Origin of the sequence: Staphylococcus sp. HMSC13A10 (genome assembly GCF_001808005.1) — a bacterium.
Classification (GTDB): domain Bacteria; phylum Bacillota; class Bacilli; order Staphylococcales; family Staphylococcaceae; genus Staphylococcus; species Staphylococcus pasteuri.
The window spans coordinates 346,347-368,146 of record NZ_KV791884.1; the positions used below are offsets into that span (position 1 = coordinate 346,347).

At 31.2% G+C, this 21,800-nt stretch carries 11 protein-coding genes and 2 pseudogenes; 3 read left to right on the top strand and 10 right to left on the bottom strand.

The annotated features are described in order from the left end of the window. Positions 1 to 7 precede the first annotated feature (7 nt). Together HMPREF3125_RS11930 and HMPREF3125_RS11935 are read right to left on the bottom strand one after the other, a co-directional pair. Positions 8 to 700, bottom strand: a complete 693-nt coding sequence (locus tag HMPREF3125_RS11930; RefSeq protein WP_046466830.1) for a pseudouridine synthase — start codon at positions 698 to 700, stop codon at positions 8 to 10. Then, positions 697 to 2,358, bottom strand: a complete 1,662-nt coding sequence (locus HMPREF3125_RS11935) for a putative polysaccharide biosynthesis protein (RefSeq protein WP_070454004.1) — start codon at positions 2,356 to 2,358, stop codon at positions 697 to 699. The genes HMPREF3125_RS11930 and HMPREF3125_RS11935 overlap by 4 nt, the downstream gene beginning before the upstream one ends. A 320-nt stretch (positions 2,359 to 2,678) precedes the next feature. On the opposite strand from HMPREF3125_RS11935, the gene HMPREF3125_RS11940 reads away from it, so the two are divergent. Continuing rightward, positions 2,679 to 3,941: a BaiN/RdsA family NAD(P)/FAD-dependent oxidoreductase gene (locus HMPREF3125_RS11940; protein WP_070454005.1), complete on the top strand. Its 1,263-nt coding sequence runs from the start codon at positions 2,679 to 2,681 to the stop codon at positions 3,939 to 3,941. Positions 3,942 to 4,031: 90 nt separating this feature from the next. Here HMPREF3125_RS11940 and HMPREF3125_RS13130 read toward each other — a convergent pair whose 3' ends face one another. The 8 genes and pseudogenes from HMPREF3125_RS13130 to HMPREF3125_RS11965 form a co-directional block, all read right to left on the bottom strand. Further along, positions 4,032 to 6,740 (bottom strand): DUF1542 domain-containing protein, encoded by a 2,709-nt coding sequence (locus HMPREF3125_RS13130; RefSeq protein WP_371106453.1) that lies wholly within the window; start codon positions 6,738 to 6,740, stop codon positions 4,032 to 4,034. Further along, a pseudogene (locus tag HMPREF3125_RS13250) lies at positions 6,741 to 7,022 on the bottom strand (DUF1542 domain-containing protein); the annotation flags it as partial. Then, positions 6,968 to 9,307, bottom strand: a complete 2,340-nt coding sequence (locus tag HMPREF3125_RS13135) for a DUF1542 domain-containing protein (protein WP_371106456.1) — start codon at positions 9,305 to 9,307, stop codon at positions 6,968 to 6,970. The pseudogene HMPREF3125_RS13250 and the gene HMPREF3125_RS13135, both read right to left, overlap by 55 nt. A 209-nt stretch (positions 9,308 to 9,516) precedes the next feature. Beyond that, a pseudogene (locus HMPREF3125_RS13255) lies at positions 9,517 to 9,604 on the bottom strand (YSIRK-type signal peptide-containing protein); the annotation flags it as partial. Positions 9,605 to 9,850: 246 nt separating this feature from the next. Further along, positions 9,851 to 15,625, bottom strand: a complete 5,775-nt coding sequence (locus HMPREF3125_RS11950) for a SasC/FmtB family protein (RefSeq protein WP_070454007.1) — start codon at positions 15,623 to 15,625, stop codon at positions 9,851 to 9,853. A 318-nt stretch (positions 15,626 to 15,943) separates the two neighbouring features. Beyond that, positions 15,944 to 16,255, bottom strand: a complete 312-nt coding sequence (locus HMPREF3125_RS11955) for a rhodanese-like domain-containing protein (protein WP_046466833.1) — start codon at positions 16,253 to 16,255, stop codon at positions 15,944 to 15,946. A 24-nt stretch (positions 16,256 to 16,279) separates the two neighbouring features. After that, positions 16,280 to 18,694 (bottom strand): leucine--tRNA ligase, encoded by a 2,415-nt coding sequence (gene leuS, locus HMPREF3125_RS11960; protein WP_070454009.1) that lies wholly within the window; start codon positions 18,692 to 18,694, stop codon positions 16,280 to 16,282. Between the two features lie 289 nt (positions 18,695 to 18,983). Next, a complete protein-coding gene (locus HMPREF3125_RS11965; protein WP_017638281.1) occupies positions 18,984 to 20,165 on the bottom strand; it encodes an MDR family MFS transporter in 1,182 nt (393 codons plus the stop codon). Between the two features lie 105 nt (positions 20,166 to 20,270). Here HMPREF3125_RS11965 and HMPREF3125_RS11970 point away from each other — a divergent pair, with 105 nt between their 5' ends. Beyond that, on the top strand, positions 20,271 to 21,224 hold the full coding sequence (locus HMPREF3125_RS11970) for a tRNA modification radical SAM protein MnmL/YtqA (RefSeq protein WP_017638282.1): 954 nt from the start codon (positions 20,271 to 20,273) through the stop codon (positions 21,222 to 21,224). Then, a complete protein-coding gene (locus HMPREF3125_RS11975; RefSeq protein WP_070454011.1) occupies positions 21,221 to 21,790 on the top strand; it encodes a tRNA 5-(aminomethyl)-2-thiouridylate-methyltransferase MnmM in 570 nt (189 codons plus the stop codon). Before HMPREF3125_RS11970 ends, HMPREF3125_RS11975 begins: the two co-directional genes overlap by 4 nt. Positions 21,791 to 21,800: the final 10 nt, after the last annotated feature.

A 21,800-nucleotide genomic window follows, 5' to 3' on the forward strand; every position in this document is an offset into this window, starting at 1 on the left:
TCTTTCTTTAGTTTAACAATAATTTAAAATCATTTTCTGTTAATAAACGATATTCTCCTAATTCGAGTGTTTCATCTAACTCTAAATTAGCTATTTTAATACGTTTTAATTTTAATACCTCATTTTCTATCTCATGAAACATTCTTTTTACTTGGTGGTATTTACCTTCATATATCGTAACACGTGAGAGCTTGTTTTCAATTATTTCTAATTGAGCTGGCTTCACCTTTCCATCAGAAAGTTCTATACCTTTTTCGAATAATTTAATATCATTTTCCGATATGGAATTTTGAGACACAACTTCATAAGTTTTAGGGACGTGTTTATGAGGACTCATCAAATCATGATTAAATTGCCCATCATTAGTAATCAGCAATAAACCTTCTGTATCTTTATCTAATCTACCGACAGGGAAAATCCCCAAGTGTTGATACTCAGGGATTAAATCAATGACGGTTTTATCTTTGTCATCTTCAGTGGCAGAAATGACACCACTTGGTTTATTTAACATAATATAAATTTTATCAATATATTTAATAACTTCCTCATTGACTTTAACTATATCTACTTCAGGATTAATATGAGTTTTTGGTGATTTAGTCACGCTATCATTAACTTTCACATGACCTTTTTTCAAGTTTTGTTTAACTTCGTTACGTGTGCCAATACCCATATTAGCTAAAAATTTATCAATTCTCATCGTAAGAACCCAACTTTACGTCTAATTTTTTCAGGTATTTCCCCTAAAAATTCATCAGCAAATTTTGTTTTTATTGTAATTCCACCATAAATTGCAGCACCTACGATAACACCAGCAATAATAATAATTAGATATCCTACTTTACTTGGTGCTAAGAATAGCTTACCAATAAAGAAGACAAGTTCTACACCTATCATCATAATGAATGAATACAAGAATATTTTTCCAAAATGAATCCAACTATAGCTGAACTTAAATTTGGCATATTTCTTTAAGATAAAGAAGTTGCAACCAATTGCGAATAATAATGCAATTGACGTACTAAGTACTGCACCTGGTGTACGTAATAACATAATTAGAGGATAGTTTAATATCAACTTAATAGCCACTGCACCCAAGATCACATATACAGTTAACTTCTGTTTATCAATACCTTGTAACATTGAAGCCGTCACACTTAATAATGAAATTAAAATTGCTACTGGAGCATATATGAATAACAATCTACTACCATCAAAGTTAGGGTCATGACCTTGAACAACTGGATCGTAGCCATAGAAAACTGTAAATAATGGTTGAGCTAATGCCATAATTCCTATACTAGCAGGAACAGTAATAAACATAAGCACTCCAATAGATGTTCTTATCTGTCTATGCATTTCATGCAATCGACCTTCTTCGTATGTCTTAGTAATATAAGGTATTAAACTTACTGCAAAACCAGCACTTAAAGACGTAGGAATCATTACTATTTTATTTGTTGACATATTCAACATATTAAAGAAAATATCTTGTAACTGAGAAGATACGCCTACAATTGATAAAGCTCCATTATGTGTAAATTGATCGACTAAATTAAATAACGGGAAGTTTAAACTTACAATTACAAATGGAATACTATATTTTATAATTTCTTTATACATATTTCCGTAAGATACATTTATATCTGTGTTATCTGATAAAACCATTTCATCAATATGTTTCTTACGTTTTCTCCAGTAATACCATAATGTGAAAATACCTGTAATCGCACCAATAGCTGCTGCAAACGTAGCTATACCATTAGCCATTAATACAGTACCATTAAAGACATTTAATACTAAGTAACTTCCGACTAAAATGAAAATCACACGTGCAATCTGTTCTGTAACTTCAGATACTGCTGTTGGTCCCATAGATTTATAACCTTGGAATATACCTCTCCAAGTTGCTAGTACTGGTATAAATATAACAACCATACTTATAATTCTAATAATCCATGTAATATCAGCAACTGACCAACCATTTTTATCTGATGCATTACGTGATAGTGTTAATTCTGAAATATATGGTGCTAGGAAGTATAATAGTAAAAATCCTAGAATACCAGTTATACTCATCACTATAAAACTTGATTTATAAAACTTCTGACTTACTTTGTATGCACCTAAAGCATTGTATTTAGCAACATATTTTGAAGCTGCTAACGGTACGCCAGCTGTTGCTACAGCTATTGCAATATTATATGGCGCATAGGCATAAGTAAACGGTGCCATATTTTCTTGTCCACCAATTAAATGGTTAAACGGAATAATAAATAGAACACCTAGAACTTTCGTAATTAATATACTAAATGTAATTAAGAAGGTCCCACGAACCATTTCTTTACTTTCGCTCATTAACTATCTTCCTATCTTTAAAAGTTTATTAAAGTTATTTAACTTCATATCTTATTCATTATCATTAGCTTACATTAATATAAAATATATCACAAAAACTATTTGTGTTAATTGATTTTATCATATTTTTATTAGTAAACACGCTTTTGATAAAATAAAAAGCAATCTCAAATCTTAGCTAGTCGATTTTTATGTATGATACTTCAAGTTTCCTATTATAATTCTCATTTTATTCATTGTCATCTAATTATACAACTTCTATAGCATATATTTTTCTATTCAGATACAATAGTGATGAATATTTATTGGAGGCAGTTAAAATGTATCAAACAATCATCATCGGTGGTGGCCCCAGCGGACTAATGGCTGCTGTTGCCGCTAGCTCTAGTAGTAACCAAGTTCTCTTGTTAGAAAAAAAGAAAGGACTTGGTAGAAAATTAAAAATTTCAGGTGGTGGTCGTTGCAATGTAACCAATCGCTTACCTTATGAAGAAATTATTAAAAACATTCCTGGAAATGGAAAATTTTTATATAGTCCCTTCTCTGTTTTTGATAATGAATCTATTATTCATTTTTTTGAGAGTCGTGGCGTAAAACTCAAAGAAGAAGATCATGGGCGCATGTTCCCTGTATCAAATAAAGCGCAAGACGTCGTTGATACTTTAGTTGATACGATTAATAAACAAAATGTTACAGTTAAGGAAGAAACCACTGTTCTTAATGTATCACAAGATAATGAGGGTATTTTTTCAGTTGAAACTGCACAACAAACTTATAAATCTAAAAGTTTAATTATAGCAACTGGTGGTACGAGTGTACCCCAAACAGGTTCGACTGGTGACGGATATACTTTTGCAAAATCGCTAGGCCATTCTATTACAGAATTGTTCCCTACCGAAGTACCTATCACTTCTCCTGAACGTTTTATTAAAGATAAAACATTGAAAGGACTAAGTCTCAAAGATGTAGAATTATCCGTATTAAAAAAGAATGGCAAAAAAAGAATTAGTCATCAAATGGATATGATTTTTACACATTTTGGTGTCAGTGGACCAGCTGCATTAAGATGTAGTCAATTTGTTTATAAAGAACAAAAAAATCAAAAGAAACAAGATATAAAAATGGCACTTGATGTCTTTCCAACTATGAACGAAGATGAACTTTCACAACATATTAGAAAATTATTAAAAGATGAACCTGATAAATATATTAAAAACAGTCTACATGGGTTAATTGAAGAAAGATATTTGTTATTTATTTTAGAACAAGCTGAAATTGATAATGAAACAACATCACATCATCTTTCAAATCAACAATTAAATACAATAGTTAAGTTATTAAAAGGATTTTCATTTAATGTTAATGGAACTTTACCAATTGATAAGGCGTTCGTAACTGGTGGCGGTGTTTCTTTAAAAGAGATAGAACCTAAGACTATGATGTCGAAATTGTCTAAAGGCCTTTTCTTATGTGGTGAAGTGTTAGATATCCACGGTTATACTGGTGGATATAATATTACAAGTGCATTAGTTACTGGTCACGTAGCAGGTTTAAATGCTGGAAAATATGATAATTTATTATAAATATTTGTATATAAAAACAGAGTTTAGGATTAATACCTAAACTCTGTTTTATTTATGATTTTATTGGATCAAACTTACAGTTTAACTATTTTATTCTGATTTATCTTTCTTTTGACTTAGTCGTCTGCTAACTATAGCAGCACCAGCCGCAAAGGCAATTCCTGCCACTGGTATGTGACTATCGTTTTGTCCAGTTTCTGGTAATTGTTTAGCTTCTGATGTTGAGTTATTGTCGTTCTCTTCACTTTGTTCAACTGTTGATGAAGTAACTTGTTCATCGATGTTTTCTCCATTTTTTATAGGAGTATTATCTTCATCAGTTTTGCTTCCAGTGACTGTTGTTTGTTGAGTTGGAACATCATTATCATTATCTTTGTCTTTTTGAGGTGTTTTTACCGGTTCTTGGTTTGGATCTTTTTGAGGTGATTTTTGAGTTACTTTTGGAACAATCGCTTCAATTTGTTTGATTGTTTCTTCTTTAACTTTTAACACATCTTCATTTGATTGGGCTTGATCTACTTGTTCACCAATTTTAGAAGTAAGCTGGCCTAATTGACTCAATGCTTTATCTTTTTGTTCTTGATTTGCTTGTGAATTATTAATCTTTTCTTTTTGTTCTGCAATCTTATCATCTAATGCTTTGATTGTTTCTTCTTTAATTATAGCTTTAACATTCACTGATCCTAATTTTAATTGAGCATTTTCAACCACTTCGTTAATGTCATTACTATTATTGGCATTTTTTATTGATGCTAATGATTCATCTTCAATTGCTTTCACTCTATTAATTGCGTCTTCTTTTTCGTCAGTAGTAGCTTTTGTTGAACTTTGAATTAATGCAACTTGGTTATTAACAAATTTCGTTACTTCTGATATAGCTCTAGGTTTAACAACTGTATCCACTTTGATAGCTTTAATTTGATCTATAAAGTTTGATTTTGCATTCGCTACTTCTTCATTAGTATTTTGTACATTTAATACAGCTAAACCTTTTTCTAAAATATTATTCAAATTTTCTTTAGCAGCTAATTTTTCACTTTCTACTGCATCTTCATTTGAATCAATTGTTTCTTTAACTTTATCCGCTTCTTCTCTTAATGCTTTTGCTGCATTAGAAATTTGTTCAACATTAATGACAACTTGATTTAAATCATTCATAGCATTCGCTTTGATTTGAGCTACATCAATGTCAGATGCTGCATTTTCAATTTCATTGTTAGCGTTATTAACAATAGTATCTACTTTTTGTGCAGCTTCTTCAGATTCATCAAGTGTAGCGCCTAATGTTTGTCCAAATGTTTCTTTTAATTGATCAGCAAGTTGATTAATAGATTCAATCGCATTTGGTTTAGTTACAACTTCTGGAGTGACCTGATCAATTTCTGCTTTACCGTTTGACACTGCATCATCAACTTGTTGATTTGTATCAGCGTTATTAATGTTAATAAATGCAATATTTGCTTGTTCTCTAGCACTATTTATAGCATTATCTTTTTCTTGAGAAGTTGCTTTGTTATTTTCATTAATAGAATTTTCTTTAGCTGATAAAGCATCACGAATTTCTGTAATGGCATCTGACTTTTTAGTAAATGTGAATTCAAAACTATTAATATCACTTAAAGCTTGGTCTTTGGCAGTTGTTAATTGTTGTACATTTGTAGCTTGGTTAATCGCTGTGTCATCTTGAGCTTTTATGTTATTTAAATTATTCAATGTAGCTGTAATTTCTTCTTGTGTACCATTCACAGCATCTTGTATTTCATTAACTTTATCATTGTAAACATCATTAACTTCTTTTAATGCATCTCGTCTTAATCCACCTATTGGTTGAACATTTTGTAATGCATTAATTCCATTAGCTTTAGCTTCATCAACTTGTTGATTAGTTTGTGCTTGGTTCACTTGTTCTTTAGCTTTAGATAAAATAGCTTGTACTGTTTGTTTAGCATCATCAATATCTTCTTGACTATTATTTTGAGATTTATCTAACTCAGCTTGTTTTAAATCTGCCGCATCTGTTAATTCTTCATTAGCATTTTCTTTCTTAACAATTGATGGTGTAAATTGATTGATTTCTGTTATTGCATTTGTTTTAGCTTGATCTACATCATTGTTAGTGTTTGCTTGATTAATATTATTGATAACTTTAGAAGCTAATTGATCTAATTTATCACCAGCTAATTGCTTTTCTTCAGCAGTAGCATTGGCATTTTGATAAATTGTATCTTTTTGTTGATTCAAGATGTTTAAAGCTTCTTTTTTAGCATTATCTTTGACTGTAGTTTCTGGTTGAATGGCTTGAATGGTTTCATCGTTAGTTTTAACTGCATTATTAACGTCTACAATACTTTGAGCGTTAGTAACATCAGTTAAACCTTGTTGTAATGCATTATCAACTTTTGTATTTGCTGCTTGTTTTTCTTCTTCAGTAGATAAAGGACTATTAGCAATTTCTTGCTTTTTAGCATTAGCTTGATTTTGTAAATCTTGTTTTACAGCAGTTTTAACACCTGTATCTGCAGTTATTTGATTGATATTGTCGATACCTTCATTCTTTTTAGTTTCAACATCTATAGCACTATCTACATCAGTAACAGATTGTTTCGCATTATTAAGAGCTCGATCGATTAATTGATTTGCCGCATCTTTTTCTTCAGTAGTTGCATCTTGATTTTGACCTACTAATGCTTTTTGATTTGTAGCAGCTTGATCTAATGCAGCTTTAGCATCACCTTTAGTCTGTGTTGCTGGAAGTGTGTTACTAATAGCTGTAATACCATTTTGTTCAGCTGTAGCCACTTGTGCATTTGTAGTAGCCGCATTAACTTCATTATTGGCGTTTGTAACTACTTGATTTAACTCTTGTAAAGCAATCGCTTTTTCCTCTGAAGTAGCATTTGGTTCGTTGTTTATAATATATGTTTGTTGTTCCTGTTTAGTTTGAATATTTGATAAAGCTGTCGTTTTAGCATTACTTTGTGGTACTACTAAATCTATATCTTGAATGGCTTGATTTTTAACTTGCGCTACCTGTGCATCAGTAGTAGCTTGGTTAATTTGTTCATTTGCTTTTGTAACAATTGCATCAACATTATTTGAAGCTTCTTGTTTTTCTTCATCAGTTCATGAACATCATTAGGGAAAGTTTGTTTACGTTGATCAGCTACTTGGCTGATTGCGTCTCTCGCATCTTGTTTTACATTCACAAATGCTCTAACTTGGTTGATGTTAGTAATCGCATCATTTTTAGCATTATCAACGGATTGTTTACTCAAAGCTTGGTAAACATTATTAGTACCTTGACCTACTGCTCTATCTACTGAATCAACAGTATCATCACGTTCTTCTCTAGTCATATCAGGATTTTGAGTTAGTTCTACTTTGCGTTGTTCACCTAAATTTTCTATTTCAGCCATAGCATTATTTTTGTATTCTTGTGATGGTAAAATTGAAGCTATTTTAGCTATTTCTTCATTTTTAACATTTTCTACATCCGCATTTGACTGTGCTGCATCTATAGCTTGGTCAGCTTGAGTTTTAGCTGTTTGTAAGGCTTGAAGTGCTTCATTAATTTCTTCAGTAGTTGTACCTCGAGTTGCTTGTATAACCGTTTCTTGTTCAGTAACTTTTTGAGCAATTTCTGCTTTTGCAGCAGGTTTGACTTGAGCATCTTGTTGTATTTGGTTAATCTCTGTTTGGTTAGTTGCAACAGCATTATCTACATCATTATTAGTAGCTGCTTGGTCAATATCATTATTGGCTTTTGCAACTGCTTGATCTATCTTAGCGTTAGCTGCATCATGTTCTTCAGTAGTTGAATTAGTATCTTGATTGATAAGTTGCTTTTGATTATCTGCATCTTGAGCAATAGTTGTTTTTGCTTGTTGCTTTTTAACAGTTGCAGGTTCAATATTATTGAGTTCATTTAAACCATTTGTTACAGCAGTTGACACTTCATCATTAGTTGTAGCTTGATTGATATTATTATCAATTTCAGCTTTTTTCGGATCTAATTGATTAATTGCGTCAGCTTTTTCTTCTGTTGTTGATTGATTTGAATTATTAATCGCTTGTTTTTTATCACTTAGTGCTTGATTAATTTGGTCTCTTGCAGCTGGTTTCTTTGCAACAACAGTGCTAGCATTTTGTAAGGCTTGTACAGTATTATTTTTCACATTATTTACTTCGTCTGTTGTATTAGCAGCTGCAATGTCAGTATGTGCCTCATTGGCTAAACTATCTACTAAATTATTAGCTTCTGTTTTTTCTTCTGTCGTAGCATCTGCATAGTTATTATTATTATGTTCTTTTTGTTGTTGTGCTGCTTGATTAATTTCGTCATTCGCCGAATCTTTTACGGCCGTTTCTGGCGTAATTGCATTAATTTGATTTATACCTAATTCTTTAGCTTGATTAACTTCTTGATTTGAAGAAGAATGATTAATGTTATAAGTTGTAACCCCTGCTAATCCATTTACTTTTTCTTTTGCCTTCGCTTTTTCTTCTGTTGTAGCACCACTATTTCCATCAATAGTACTATTATGTTCAGTTGCAGCTTGATTAACTTCAGAAATAGCAGTTGGTTTCACAGTTGTAGTAGGTTCAACTTTTCCAATTGATGTAACATTTTGATTTTGAATATTATTTATTTCATCTTGTGTATTAGCACCATTGATGTTTTTTAAGGCCTGGTGTTCAACATTATGAACTTGGTTTACTGCTTCTGCTTTTTCTTCATTTGTAGCATTTTGGTTATTATTAATATTTAAGATTTGATCAGCTACCTTTTGAACAATCGCATTACGTGCAGCTTCTTTAGCATGTGTTTGTACAGTAATATTATCAATAGCAGTTAAACCATTATTTTTTGCTGTAGTAACATCGTTTTCAGATGCAGCTTGTTGAATATTATTATTAGCATTAAATTGTTGGTGCTCAACGTCTGTTAATGCAACTTGCTTTTCCTCTTGTGTGGCTTCTGCAGTAGTATTAATTGATTGGTTTTTCTCAGTAGCTTTTTGATTAATTTCATTAGTAGCGACTTGTTTAGCATTATTTAATGTTTGATTTTGAGCATTATCCACTTGGTTATTAGCTACTACATTATTATCGTTTGTACTATCTCCCACGTCACGTTTACTTCTTTTCTTAGGAGACTGATTTGTTTCTACTGTTGCGACAGGTTTGTTTAAACCTTCCGTTGGTACTTTACTATTTTGATTATCATTATTTAATTCAGTTGGTAATTTTGGTGTTTGTAAGTCATCTAACGAAACAGCAGGTTGTACAACTTCTACGGCTGGGGTATTAACTTCATCATTTGTAGTAGTATTATCTTGATTACTAACGCCTTCCCCACTATTCACAACAGGATTATTAATATTTTCAGTTGTTGCGTCTTGGTTATTATTCTCAGTAGTAGCTTGATTAACGTTAGGGTCAACTACTTGATTTGTGTCACTGAATTGGCTGTCTACATTATTAGTTTGCTCTTGATTAACGACAGCGTTATCGACTTGGTTATTAGCAACCCCATTCTCTACTTCTGATGCTTCAGCACTATTAGTATTTACGCCTAAAAATGCTACTGTAGCAATTAATGCTGAGAAAATACCAACATTAAATTTTCGAATACTAAACTTTTGTTGTTTAAATAAATTCATAATGATTGTCCTCCTAGGTGTAATTTCATGATGTAAAACATTAGAATTATATTTAGATTTCAAATAGGTTGCACAACTTTGTAATATGCACAACCTATTAAATTTAATAATTATTTTATCATCAACCTAATTATAAATTTAGTATAAAAATATACTTATTTAATAATAATTAAATATTTATAGCATGAAGAATTAGGTATGTTTTATCTATCTTTATCAAAATTAATTGATGAAGTATCAAACTTTTTATTTTTTATAATCTCTTAGTTTTAAACTTCTTAAATATAACCAAATTCCAAAAGTAAATGTGAATCCAGCTAAAGGTAAATGATTTTGACTTAAGCCAGTATCTGGTAATTCACTATTTAATTTAGAACCAGATGATGAAATCTGTTTTTCTATATAATTCTTACAATTAGTCATTGATCTAACCGTATCTATTTTGATATTAGATTTAAGTGGCGATATTTTAATTCCTTTTAATTTTTCTATCGTTTCAATAACAATTTGGCTAACTTCATCATTTGTTTTTGCTTGTTTGATTCTTATATCTGCTTCTTCTAATATTGACGCGATTTTTCTCATAGCATTATTTACAGCATTGGAATCAACATTTCTTAAAAGTTTAATTTGATTTTTAACTTCATCAGCTACTTGATTGATATCTTTATTTGCTTGAGGTTTAACTTCTATATTAGGTTTAATTGATTCAATGATCTTAGCTGCATCTATATAAACTTGATCCACTTCACTGTTTGACAATGCATTATTAATAAGTTCTTTAGCCTTTTCTAATTCTTTTAGCACTTTAGTAATAGCCAATTCTTTCTCTTCTTTTGTCGCTTCATTTATTTGGTTAATTAATTGTTCTTGATTATTCGCAACTTGTGAAAGAAGTTCATTTGCTTCTGGTTTTTTAACCACTTTAACTTGAACATCATTAATAGCTTGAACCCCTTGTTCTTTTGTTTTATTTACTTGTTGTGTCGTTATATCTTGGTTAATTTGACTTAATGCTTGTTCTAAAATTTTCTCGATTTCTGAAATTGCTGCTTCAATTTCATTGGTAGTGGCGTTTAACGTCTCTTTTATATTTTTAATCTTATTTTGACTAGTTTCATTTAATAATTGTCTTGCATTAGTTTTAACTGCAGTAGATGGCAATATTTGTTGGATCTTATTGATAGCTTCATCTTTTGCTACTTCTACTTGATTATTATTTCTTAGATTGTTGATGTCATTGATTGCCTGATTTGCCAAACGATTAACTTCATCATTAGCTTCATCTTTTTCTTCTTGCGTTGCATCTTGAACTTTACTATTAACTTCATCTTGATTATTGATGGCTTGGTTAATTTGAGTTCTTGCTTCTTCTTTAACTACAATTTTAGGCAAAATAATAGAAATTGCAGATTCTCCATTATTTTGTGCCAGATTAACTTGACTATTCATTGTCGCAGTATTGATTTGGTTAATAATATTTTCAACAGTAGCTTTAAGTTTTTCTAAAGCATTATTTTTTTCTTCATTTGTAGCATCTTCACTATGATTAATTAATTCCGTTTGCTTTTCAGCAAATTCTTGTATTTTAATTCTTGCATCTTGTTTTACAGTTGGTTGAAAAACAGACTGCTCAATACTTACTAATCCATTATCTTTAGTATTTGCTACTTCTTGATTTGTAGTGTCTTTTGTAATTTGTTGATTCAAATCATTTAATAACGTATTCATTTTAGTCATAAATTGATTTTTTTCTTCTTGTGTAGCTTCTTGATTTTCAAGTACTGGTTTCTCTTTATCTTGAATGGCTTTAGATATAGTTTGTCTTGCATTAGTCTTAATAGCAGTAGATGGCGATATTTGTTGTATACTTTGTATGCCACTATTATATGCCGTTTCCACCTCTTGATTTGTATGAGCTTGATCTATATTTTTAATTGATTGTTCTTTGGCTTGATTCACCAATTCTTGTGCCTCATTTTTCTCTTCAACCGTGGATTCATCACTATTTTGAATGAGCTGAGTTTGTTTATTAGATTGATTTTCTATATTATTTCTTGCATTAGTTTTCACTGTTGTCTCAGGTAATGTATTATGAATCATTTCAATTGATTGCTGAATAGCATCTGTTACTTGTTGATTTGTTTGCGCATGATTAATAGCATTATTTGCTTGATTGAATATTTGATTTAATTTTTGTAATGCTGTATTAATTTCTTCAACAGTTGCATCAGGTGTTGCATTAATCACTTGTTGTTGTGCATTTTTTGCAGACTCTAACGAATGTCTCGCATCTGGTTTCACCACTACATCAACTTGAACAGCATCTATGTTTTGAATAGCTTGTTCTTTGGCTTGATCTACATCGTTGTTAGTTTGTGCTTGGTTTATAGCTTCTAGAGCCTGTTTCTTTTGCTCGTCTAGTAATTGAATTGCAGCTGCTTTCTCGTCAGTCGTTGCATCGGGTGTTTGATTAATTTGAGATAATTTATCATTATAATGTTGATTAATTTCATTACGAGCATCAGGTTTTTTAACGATTTGTTCTTGTATATTGTTAATCGCTGCCGTTCCATTTTGTTGTGCTTCATCTACTTGAGCGTTAGTGTCTGCTTGATCAATATGATTAAGTGCATCTGCTAGTTGTGTATCTACTTCATTAATTGCGGCTACTTTTTCTTCAGTAGTTGCATTAATATTTTGATTTATGTCTTGTTTTTTATCAGTAGCTAATTGGTTTAATATCGCTATTGCTTCTTGCTTTTTAGTAACATGTGGTTGAATATTTCCTAAATCATTAATTGCTGCATCTCTTAAAGCTTCAACCATAGGTGTAGTACTTGATGTATTAATATCATTTATTACTCTATTTAATAGTGTGTTTACTTGTGCAATAGCTTCATCTCTTTCTTCCTTAGTAGCACCTGGTGTGGCGTTAATATTATTAATTACTTCTGTTGCTTTTTCATTAACTGCCGTTCTAGCATCTGATTTTACCTTTGTGGCTGGTTGAATACTTTGAATATTTTGTATAGACGTATCTTTTGCATTTTCAACTTCTTGATTAGTATCCGCGTTTTCTATATTTTGAATACCTTGATTAAGTTCTGTATCAAGTATTTGTTGTGCTGCTTGTTGTTCTTCTATAGTTGCATCGTTATTATTTGCAATTATATTAAGTTGTTCTTGTGCTTTTAAATTCAATAAATTTTTAGCATTTGTTTTTACTTGTGTTTCTGGTTGAATGCTTTGAATTGTATTTATAGAATTATTTTTAGCTTGGTCAACTTCATCATTTGTATTTGCATTCGTAATATTTGTATTAGCTTCTGTTAAAGCTTGGTCAACTGCTTGAATTGCAGCTTGTCTTTCTTCTAACGTTGCATCTGTATTGGCATTAATTTCATCCTTCTTTTGTTGTGCTACATTAGCAACTGCATCACGAGCATTTTGTTTAACTATGGTAACTGGATTAATGATATTAATTGCATTTACACCATTATCTTTTGCTTGATCTACGTCGCTATTTGATACACTATTATCAATTTCACCTATAGCTTGATTAGTTGTTTGATTAAGTTCATTAAGTGCAGCCTCTTTTTCTTCTAAAGTAGCTTCATTATTTTGATTAATTTCTTGACGTTTCGCTATTGTTGCTTGGTTAATTTCAGCTTTTGCGTTGGCTTTATAAATATCAGCTGGTCTATCTGTATTAATCTTATTAATTGCATTATTTTTAGCTGCTTCTACCTGTGCGTTGTTTTGAGCATTATCAATATTAGCTAAAGCAGTAGCTACATCATTATCTAATTCTTCTAAGGCCGCTTCTTTTTCTTCAGTTGTAGCAACTGTATCTTGATTAATCAATGCTCTTTGTTCAGTAGCTTTATCGTTTACAGCCTGTCTTGCATTAGGTTTTGCTATAGGTGTTCCTGTATCTCCATTTAATATATTTAAACCTGCATTTTTTTCATTTGTCACACCATCATCAGTTGTTTGATCATCAATATTATTGATAGCATTATCTCTATCTTGTTCAATTTTATTAATTGCCGCTTCTTTTTCTTCATCTGTTAGTTCATTATCCTGATTAACAGTATCTGTCATATCATCGGCTTTGTTATTAACTGCTCGAGCCGCTTCTACTCTACTAATTAAAGTATGTTGCAATTGATAAGTTAATTGATCAATGTCTGCTTGAGAGATTCTCTGATTGATTGGAACATTATTTCTAGATTCATCTAAGATGGTTTGAGCTCTTGCTTTTAACGTATTATATTCATCTACAGAAGCAATGGTATAATTCGAAGCTATGACTTTAGTATCTACAGCTCGTTGTAATTCATCTTTATTCATAACAATATCTATATTATAAGGTTCTAAATTGACATCACTCGGTGTTGGAGGCGTATCGAAATATTCTTCAGCAAAAGTTTTATATACTAAATTATCTTGGAAAGTAACTTGTCTTGGTGTTGGAACATTATTAACACGTAATTTATAGTTAATGTTCAAATTTTTATTAGGCATTAATGATGCGTTATTTGAATTTGTTTCATCTCCATTACTTTTTATAGTGATTGTACGAGTTGTTGGGTCATATGTAGTAATCATCGGATTTAACATATTTCCTGAACCATTACCAAATGGCAATTCTGTAGTAAGTGATTGGTCGACATATTCTATACCTTCTGGTAAATGAATAGTATAAACAAATTCGTTCGTATTCATTGAGGCTGCAAAATCACCATCGTTTTTCAATGAAGTTGAAACATTGAATTCTCTATTATTTACTGCCTTTGTTTCTATATTTCTATTTTCAACATATATATGCGAACCAGAAAATAGACCTACATTATCTATAAAATCATAATATTTATAGCCATCTTTGAGTTGATAAACACCTGCAATATCAGTGATAGCATCGTTATTAGGTATAAATTGAATTTTTAAATGTGTAACATTATCAGGTACTTTAAATAATCTCGATTGAGCTCTTGTTGATACTGTTTTTTCTCCAATTATATTATCGTCATCAGCATTTCTAATAACAATATTTACAGCACCTTGCCTTTTTTTAGTTAACATTGTAGAAAAATCAAAGACTAATTCAGAATTTGGATTGACTGTTAAAGTTTTCTCAATTCCATTAAAATCTCCATGATCATTAGGATCAGCACCATTGGCTCTACCTAAAACAATGACATTGTTTTGAGCTTGGTAATTTTTTTCGTCACTTGAATTAAACATACCAGACCTAACCAAAGTATGACTTATAACACCAACTTTACCTCCGTTTATAAGATTAAATCCGGGTAATTGTTCAACAATAGTAACTGTAGGGTTGTTTCTACTTTTACTTGGAGTGACCCCAATATCATCAAAAGTTAATACCTCGTTGATTGCGTTAGGACCAGTATTATTTATTTTTGGATCAATCACAGTGGTTGAATTAACTGTACCACCTGCATTATTATCAACAACTGCACGTCGACTTCTTTTCTTAGGTCTATCTGCTTTAGGCCTTGATTCTGTTACTAATTTAGGTTGATTTTGTTGAGTTTCTCCATTCACTAAATTTTCAGGTAATACAATATCATTATTTATGCTATCGAGTTGAAGTTTTGTTGAATTGTTTGTGCTAGGGTCAAAATTACTATTTGTTGATGATTCAGTCGACTGTTCTTTACTTAAATCAGGATTTGTTTCAGAGATAGATTCATTTCCTAGTAAGTCATTTGCATTACGTTGATTATCATTAACTTGATTGTCTATCGTACCATCTGATGTATTAGCGACATTATTATTTGTCACATTATTTTGATTAGCAGTTGTTAATTCATTAGTATTTGTTTCACCTGTAAGTGCAGTATTAGGCGTATCACTATTGGTATTTAATTTATTCTCTTCTGCTAATGCTTGATGAGTTTGACTTAAAAAAAGTGTAGTACCAATAATTGTTGAAAAAATACCTATGTTAAACTTTCTAATACTGAATTTCTGTTTCCTAAATAAATTCATTAATTGTTCCTCCTAGTTGTATCGTCTTTGTTGTTTATAATTAATGAGCGTTTATGATGCATATGTATTAAATGAATCAATTTGCTATTTTAACCAATATAATGAATTGATATTCACTTTGATTTTATCATCAATTTTATTCAAATTCTAGTATACATAAATTAAATATTATAGTACACGTTTTAATTTATTTTTAACATATTTGTCATGTAAATATTTCAACGTTATCAAATAAGATTTCATAAAAAAAGAGTTAGATTTGAATACCTTAATATAAAAGGCATTCAAAATCTAACTCTTAAAAATCACTTTCCAATATTAAATGTTTTTAATTTCTAATCCTTCTGTTCCCCATTCATTCATGCCACCTTCTACATTAACAGCATGAATATCATTATTTTCTAAATATTCAACAACTCTAGCACTGCGTGCGCCAGCTGCACAAATTATATAATAAGTTTGATTTGAATCGAATTCTTTTAAGTTATCAGGAATTTCATTCATAGGAATAGTCTTTGCACCAGGAATAATCCCCATTGCAGTTTCATTATCATTACGTACATCTACAATATTAATTGGATTTGAATCCAATATTTTTTCTTTCAACTCATCAATTGTAATTGATTCCATTATTAAAACTCCTTTTAAAATATTCTATTTAGCAACAATGTTGACTAATTTTTGTGGTACAGCAATTATTTTTTTAATTTCTTTACCTTCAATACTCATTTTAACATTATCATTTGCTAATGCTAAATCTTGCATTTCTTCTTTAGATAAGTCTTTAGGAATTTCAATTTTTGCTCTTAATTTTCCATTAACTTGGACCACGATTTCTACTTCATCATCGACTAGTAGCGATTCATTATAAGTTGGCCAAGGTTGATAAGTAATAGTATCAGTATGACCTAATCTTGACCATAGCTCTTCTCCGATATGAGGGGCTATTGGTGCTAACATAGTTACAAATCCTTCAATATAAGGTTTGTAAATTTCTTCTGCTTTGTAACAATCATTGATAAATACCATTAATTGACTAATAGCAGTGTTGAAACCTAGGCTATCAAAATCTTCTGTTACTTTTTTAACAGTTTGGTTATATGATTTATCTAAAGATTTATTATTAGTGTCAACAATTTTGTCAGATAAAGTGCCGTCTTCTTTAACAATTAAACGCCATACTCTATCTAGAAAGCGACGTGAACCATCTAGTCCCTTATCACTCCATGCTATAGCTGCATCTAATGGTCCCATAAACATTTCATATAAACGTAATGTATCAGCACCATGAGAATTCACTATATCATCAGGGTTAATAACATTTCCTTTAGATTTACTCATTTTTTCATTACCTTCACCTAAAATCATTCCTTGGTTATATAATTTTTGGAATGGTTCTTTTGTAGGGACAACACCTAAATCGTAAAGTACTTTATGCCAGAATCTTGCATATAATAAATGCAATACTGCATGTTCTACGCCACCAATATATAAATCTACTGGTAACCAGTGTTTTAATTTTTCAGGATCAGCAATCATTTTATCGTTTTTAGGATCAATATATCTTAAATAATACCAACAACTACCTGCCCACTGAGGCATAGTATTCGTTTCACGACGACCTTTCATTCCAGTCTGTTCATCAACAACATTTACAAACTCATCTATATTAGCTAATGGAGATTCACCAGTACCTGATGGTTTGATTTCGTCAGTTTCTGGAAGTAATAATGGCAGTTCTTCTTCAGGTACTGTAGACATAGAACCGTCTTCCCAATGGATAATTGGTATTGGTTCACCCCAATAACGTTGTCTACTAAATAACCAATCACGTAATTTATAATTAACTTTCTTTTCTCCTGCATGATGATTTTCTAATAATTCAATAGCTTTAGAAATTGCTTCTTCATTATATAATCCATTAAGTTCACCGGAGTTAACATGTGGACCATTGCCAGTGTATGCTTCAGTTTGAACATCTCCACCTTCAATCACTTCAATGATAGGTAATTCGAATTTCTCAGCAAATTCATAATCACGTTCGTCATGACCTGGTACTGCCATAACTGCACCTGTGCCATACGTAGATAGAACATAATCTGCAATCCAAATTGGTAGTTGATCACCAGAAATAGGATTGATTGCATAAGCGCCTGTAAACACACCTGTCTTTCCTTTAGCTAAATCTGTACGTTCTAAATCAGATTTTTTTGAAGCTTCTTTTTGATAAGCTTTGATTTCTTCTTCTTTATCATCACTAGTAATTTTATTAACTAGTTCATGCTCTGGACTTAATACTAAAAATGAAGTTCCGTAAATTGTATCTGGTCTAGTTGTAAAAACTTCAATTTTTTCATTAATACCTTTAACATCAAATGAAACTTTAGCGCCTTCTGAACGTCCAATCCAGTTACGTTGCATATCTTTAATTGATTCAGGCCAATCTAAATCCTCTAAATCTTCTAATAAACGATCCGCATATTCTGTAATTTTTAGTACCCATTGTTTCATAGGCTTTCTATAAACTGGATGACCTCCTCGTTCAGATACACCATCCACAACTTCTTCATTTGATAAAACAGTACCTAAAGCTGGGCACCAGTTTACAGCTACTTCATCAACGTAAGCTAAACCTTTGTTATACAATTGTATAAATATCCATTGTGTCCATTTATAATATTCTGGGTCAGTTGTATTAACTTCTCTATCCCAATCATAACTAAAGCCTAATTCTTGTATTTGACGTTTAAATGTTTGAATGTTTTGTTGAGTGAATTCGCGAGGATCATTACCTGTGTCTAATGCATATTGTTCAGCAGGTAATCCGAATGCATCCCATCCCATCGGATGAAGCACATTATATCCTTGCATTCGTTTATAGCGTGAAATAATATCAGTTGCAGTATAACCTTCAGGATGACCTACATGTAGACCTGCACCTGATGGATAAGGAAACATATCTAATGCATAAAATTTCTTTTGACCTAAATTATCCTGTGTTTTAAACGTTTTATTCTCTTCCCAATATTGTTGCCATTTCTTCTCAATTTCTTTGTGATTGTAATTCAATACGTTTCCTCCTATTCAATAAAAAGACACCTCTCACTAATGATAAAGGGACGACCTAAGCCGCGTTACCACCCTTTTTCGCATTTTCAGCGCACTTCATTCAATAGTAAGAGATGTCATAATTAAATTCGTTATATTTTATAATGTTATTTTAGTCCTTAACACTAGTTCTCACCACACTAGTTCTCTGTAGAAAAGCGTCTAATAACATGTTATTACAAATTAATAGTATGTGATTATGCGTTCGATTGCAAGAGGTTACTACTAATTTTTAATTAATGTAGATATATTAATAATCCAGATATTTTTTAGCTGCTTTACTTTTAGTAAATAAACTTAAAATAATAATTGAAATACCAAGTAATAAAATGATTGTTAAAAACATTATTCTCATATTAAACATATCTACTAACACCCCACCAAATAATGGTCCAAGTGCTTTACCAACTGTAGAAGCTGAATTGACTATACCTTGATATTGTCCCACTTTGCCTTCTGGAGCTAATTGATTAGCTATCGTTGGAACAGCCGGCCATACAAACATTTCACCAAACGTTAAAATAACCATACCTATAACAAATATAGAAAATTGATGCGCAAAACTAGTAACTAAAAATGAACACATAAAAATAATAATACCAACAAACATTTGCTTTTTTAAATTACCTTTTAAAAGAACGATTACTGGTCTAATTAATGGTTGTGCAACTAAAATCATAATACCGTTTATTGTCCATAACACACTATATTGCGACATAGAAATATGGATAGATTGTGTGAATGACGCTATAGTTGTTTCCCATTGAATATAACCAATCCAACAAATAGCAAAGACAACACAAACTAAAATTAATGAAACAAATCGGCTAACGTTCTCTTGATTTTTCAAATCAATATTATCTTGTCGCTTAAGTTTAGCATTTATTTCTAAATTAAATTGTGTGATTGCAACTAATGCAAATAGAACATACATAATTAAATTTGCCATAAAAATATAATTAAAACTAAATTCAGCAACAAATCCACCTAACGCTGCACCTAATGCTACGCCGATATTTTGAGCTAAATATATTGCGTTAAAGGTTTGTCTACCACCATTAGGCCAAACAGCGCCGGCCATGGCATATATAGCGGGTATAATCATACCGCCACCGAACCCAAGCAACACAAGCCATACAGCGTACCAAGGCCATCCATGGAATAAATTTAATAACGTCGTACTAAATAAACATGTAAATGTACCAATAAGTATTGTTTTATAACCACCAAGTTTATCAAATAATACACCGCCAAGTAGGTTGCCTACAACCATACCTAAAGAATTAATTAATAAAACTACACCAGCAATTGTTAAACTTTTATTAAGTTCTTCTTTCATGTAAATCGTATTTAATGGCCACAAAAAGCTGGCGCCCGTAATATTTAGAGCCATACCAATTACAAGCCACCATACTGATTTTGGTATATTCATTTATTGAGTCCCCTCTTTATATTTTTCTCAATCTATAATAGACACTATAACATTAAAGTATGTTAAAATCTTTACTTAGATACAAAATAGAAAGGAAAATGTCTTATGGGTAATTACTTCCCGTATGCTTTTGAAGATAAAAGATATCATACTTGGAACTATCATTTGAAAAATAAATTTGGTCGCAAAATTTTCAAAGTAGCTTTAGACGGTGGATTTGACTGTCCCAATAGAGATGGCACTGTAGCACATGGTGGTTGCACATTCTGTTCTGCTGCAGGTAGTGGCGACTTTGCAGGAAATCGTGCTGACCCAATTGAAGTTCAATTCCAACAAATTAAAGAACGTATGCATGAAAAATGGAGCGAAGGTCAATATATCGCCTATTTCCAAGCATTTACAAATACACATGCACCTGTAGAAGTATTAAAAGAAAAGTATGAGCCAGTATTAAAAGAAGAAGGTGTTGTTGGTTTATCAATTGCAACACGTCCAGATTGTTTACCAGATGATGTTGTAGAATATTTAGCTGAATTAAACGAGAGAACTTATTTATGGGTAGAGCTTGGATTACAAACTGTTCATCAATCCACTTCTGATTTAATAAATCGTGCACATGATATGCAAACGTATTATGAAGGTGTAGCTAAGCTACGTAAACACAATATTAATGTTTGTACACATATCATTAATGGTTTACCAGGAGAAGATTATGAAATGATGATGGAAACTGCTCGAGAAGTTGCACAAATGGATGTTCAAGGTATCAAAATTCATTTACTTCACCTATTAAAAGGTACACCAATGGTGAAACAATATGAAAAAGGTATGTTAGAGTTTATGTCACAAGATGATTATACTAATCTCGTATGTGATCAACTTGAAATTTTACCTCCAGAAATGATTATTCATCGAATTACTGGTGATGGCCCTATTGATTTAATGGTAGGTCCAATGTGGAGTGTTAATAAATGGGAAGTTTTAAATGAAATTGATAATGAACTAGCACGTCGTGATTCTTATCAAGGAAAAAAATTTGTGCAAAAGGTGAATTCATGAAATTAGAACGTATATTACCTTTTTCTAAAAGTTTAATTCAAAGCCATATCACTGAATCAAGTGTGGTTATAGATGCTACTTGTGGCAACGGTAATGATACCTTATTTCTTGCACAAAATGTACCTAACGGCTTTGTTTATGGTTTTGATATTCAACAATTAGCAATCACAAATACAGAGCAGAAAGTAGCTACATTTTCTAATGTAAAATTAATTAAAGATAGTCATAACAATGTAAAACAATATATTAAGGCTGAACATATTGGTAAAATTGATGCAGCTATATTTAATCTTGGCTATTTACCTAAAGGTGACAAATCGATAGTCACTACACCTAATACAACTATTAGTGCTATTAATAATATTTTTGATATTTTAAGTAACGAAGGTATTATTATTTTAGTGATATACCATGGACATGATGAAGGTAAGATTGAACGTGATGCCTTAATGGATTATTTAGTACAAATAGATCAAAATCAAGCGCACGTTTTACAATATCAGTTCATTAATCAAAGAAACAATGCGCCTTTTATATGTGCATTAGAAAAACGTGCTAACGTTTAATATAGTAAAA

Coding starts and splice junctions, on each gene's coding strand:
- HMPREF3125_RS11930 (WP_046466830.1), bottom strand. CDS start 700: ATGAGAATTGATAAATTTTTAGCTAATATGGGTATTGGCACACGTAAC.
- HMPREF3125_RS11935 (WP_070454004.1), bottom strand. CDS start 2,358: ATGAGCGAAAGTAAAGAAATGGTTCGTGGGACCTTCTTAATTACATTT.
- HMPREF3125_RS11940 (WP_070454005.1), top strand. CDS start 2,679: ATGTATCAAACAATCATCATCGGTGGTGGCCCCAGCGGACTAATGGCT.
- HMPREF3125_RS11950 (WP_070454007.1), bottom strand. CDS start 15,625: ATGAATTTATTTAGGAAACAGAAATTCAGTATTAGAAAGTTTAACATA.
- HMPREF3125_RS11955 (WP_046466833.1), bottom strand. CDS start 16,255: ATGGAATCAATTACAATTGATGAGTTGAAAGAAAAAATATTGGATTCA.
- HMPREF3125_RS11965 (WP_017638281.1), bottom strand. CDS start 20,165: ATGAATATACCAAAATCAGTATGGTGGCTTGTAATTGGTATGGCTCTA.
- HMPREF3125_RS11970 (WP_017638282.1), top strand. CDS start 20,271: ATGGGTAATTACTTCCCGTATGCTTTTGAAGATAAAAGATATCATACT.
- HMPREF3125_RS11975 (WP_070454011.1), top strand. CDS start 21,221: ATGAAATTAGAACGTATATTACCTTTTTCTAAAAGTTTAATTCAAAGC.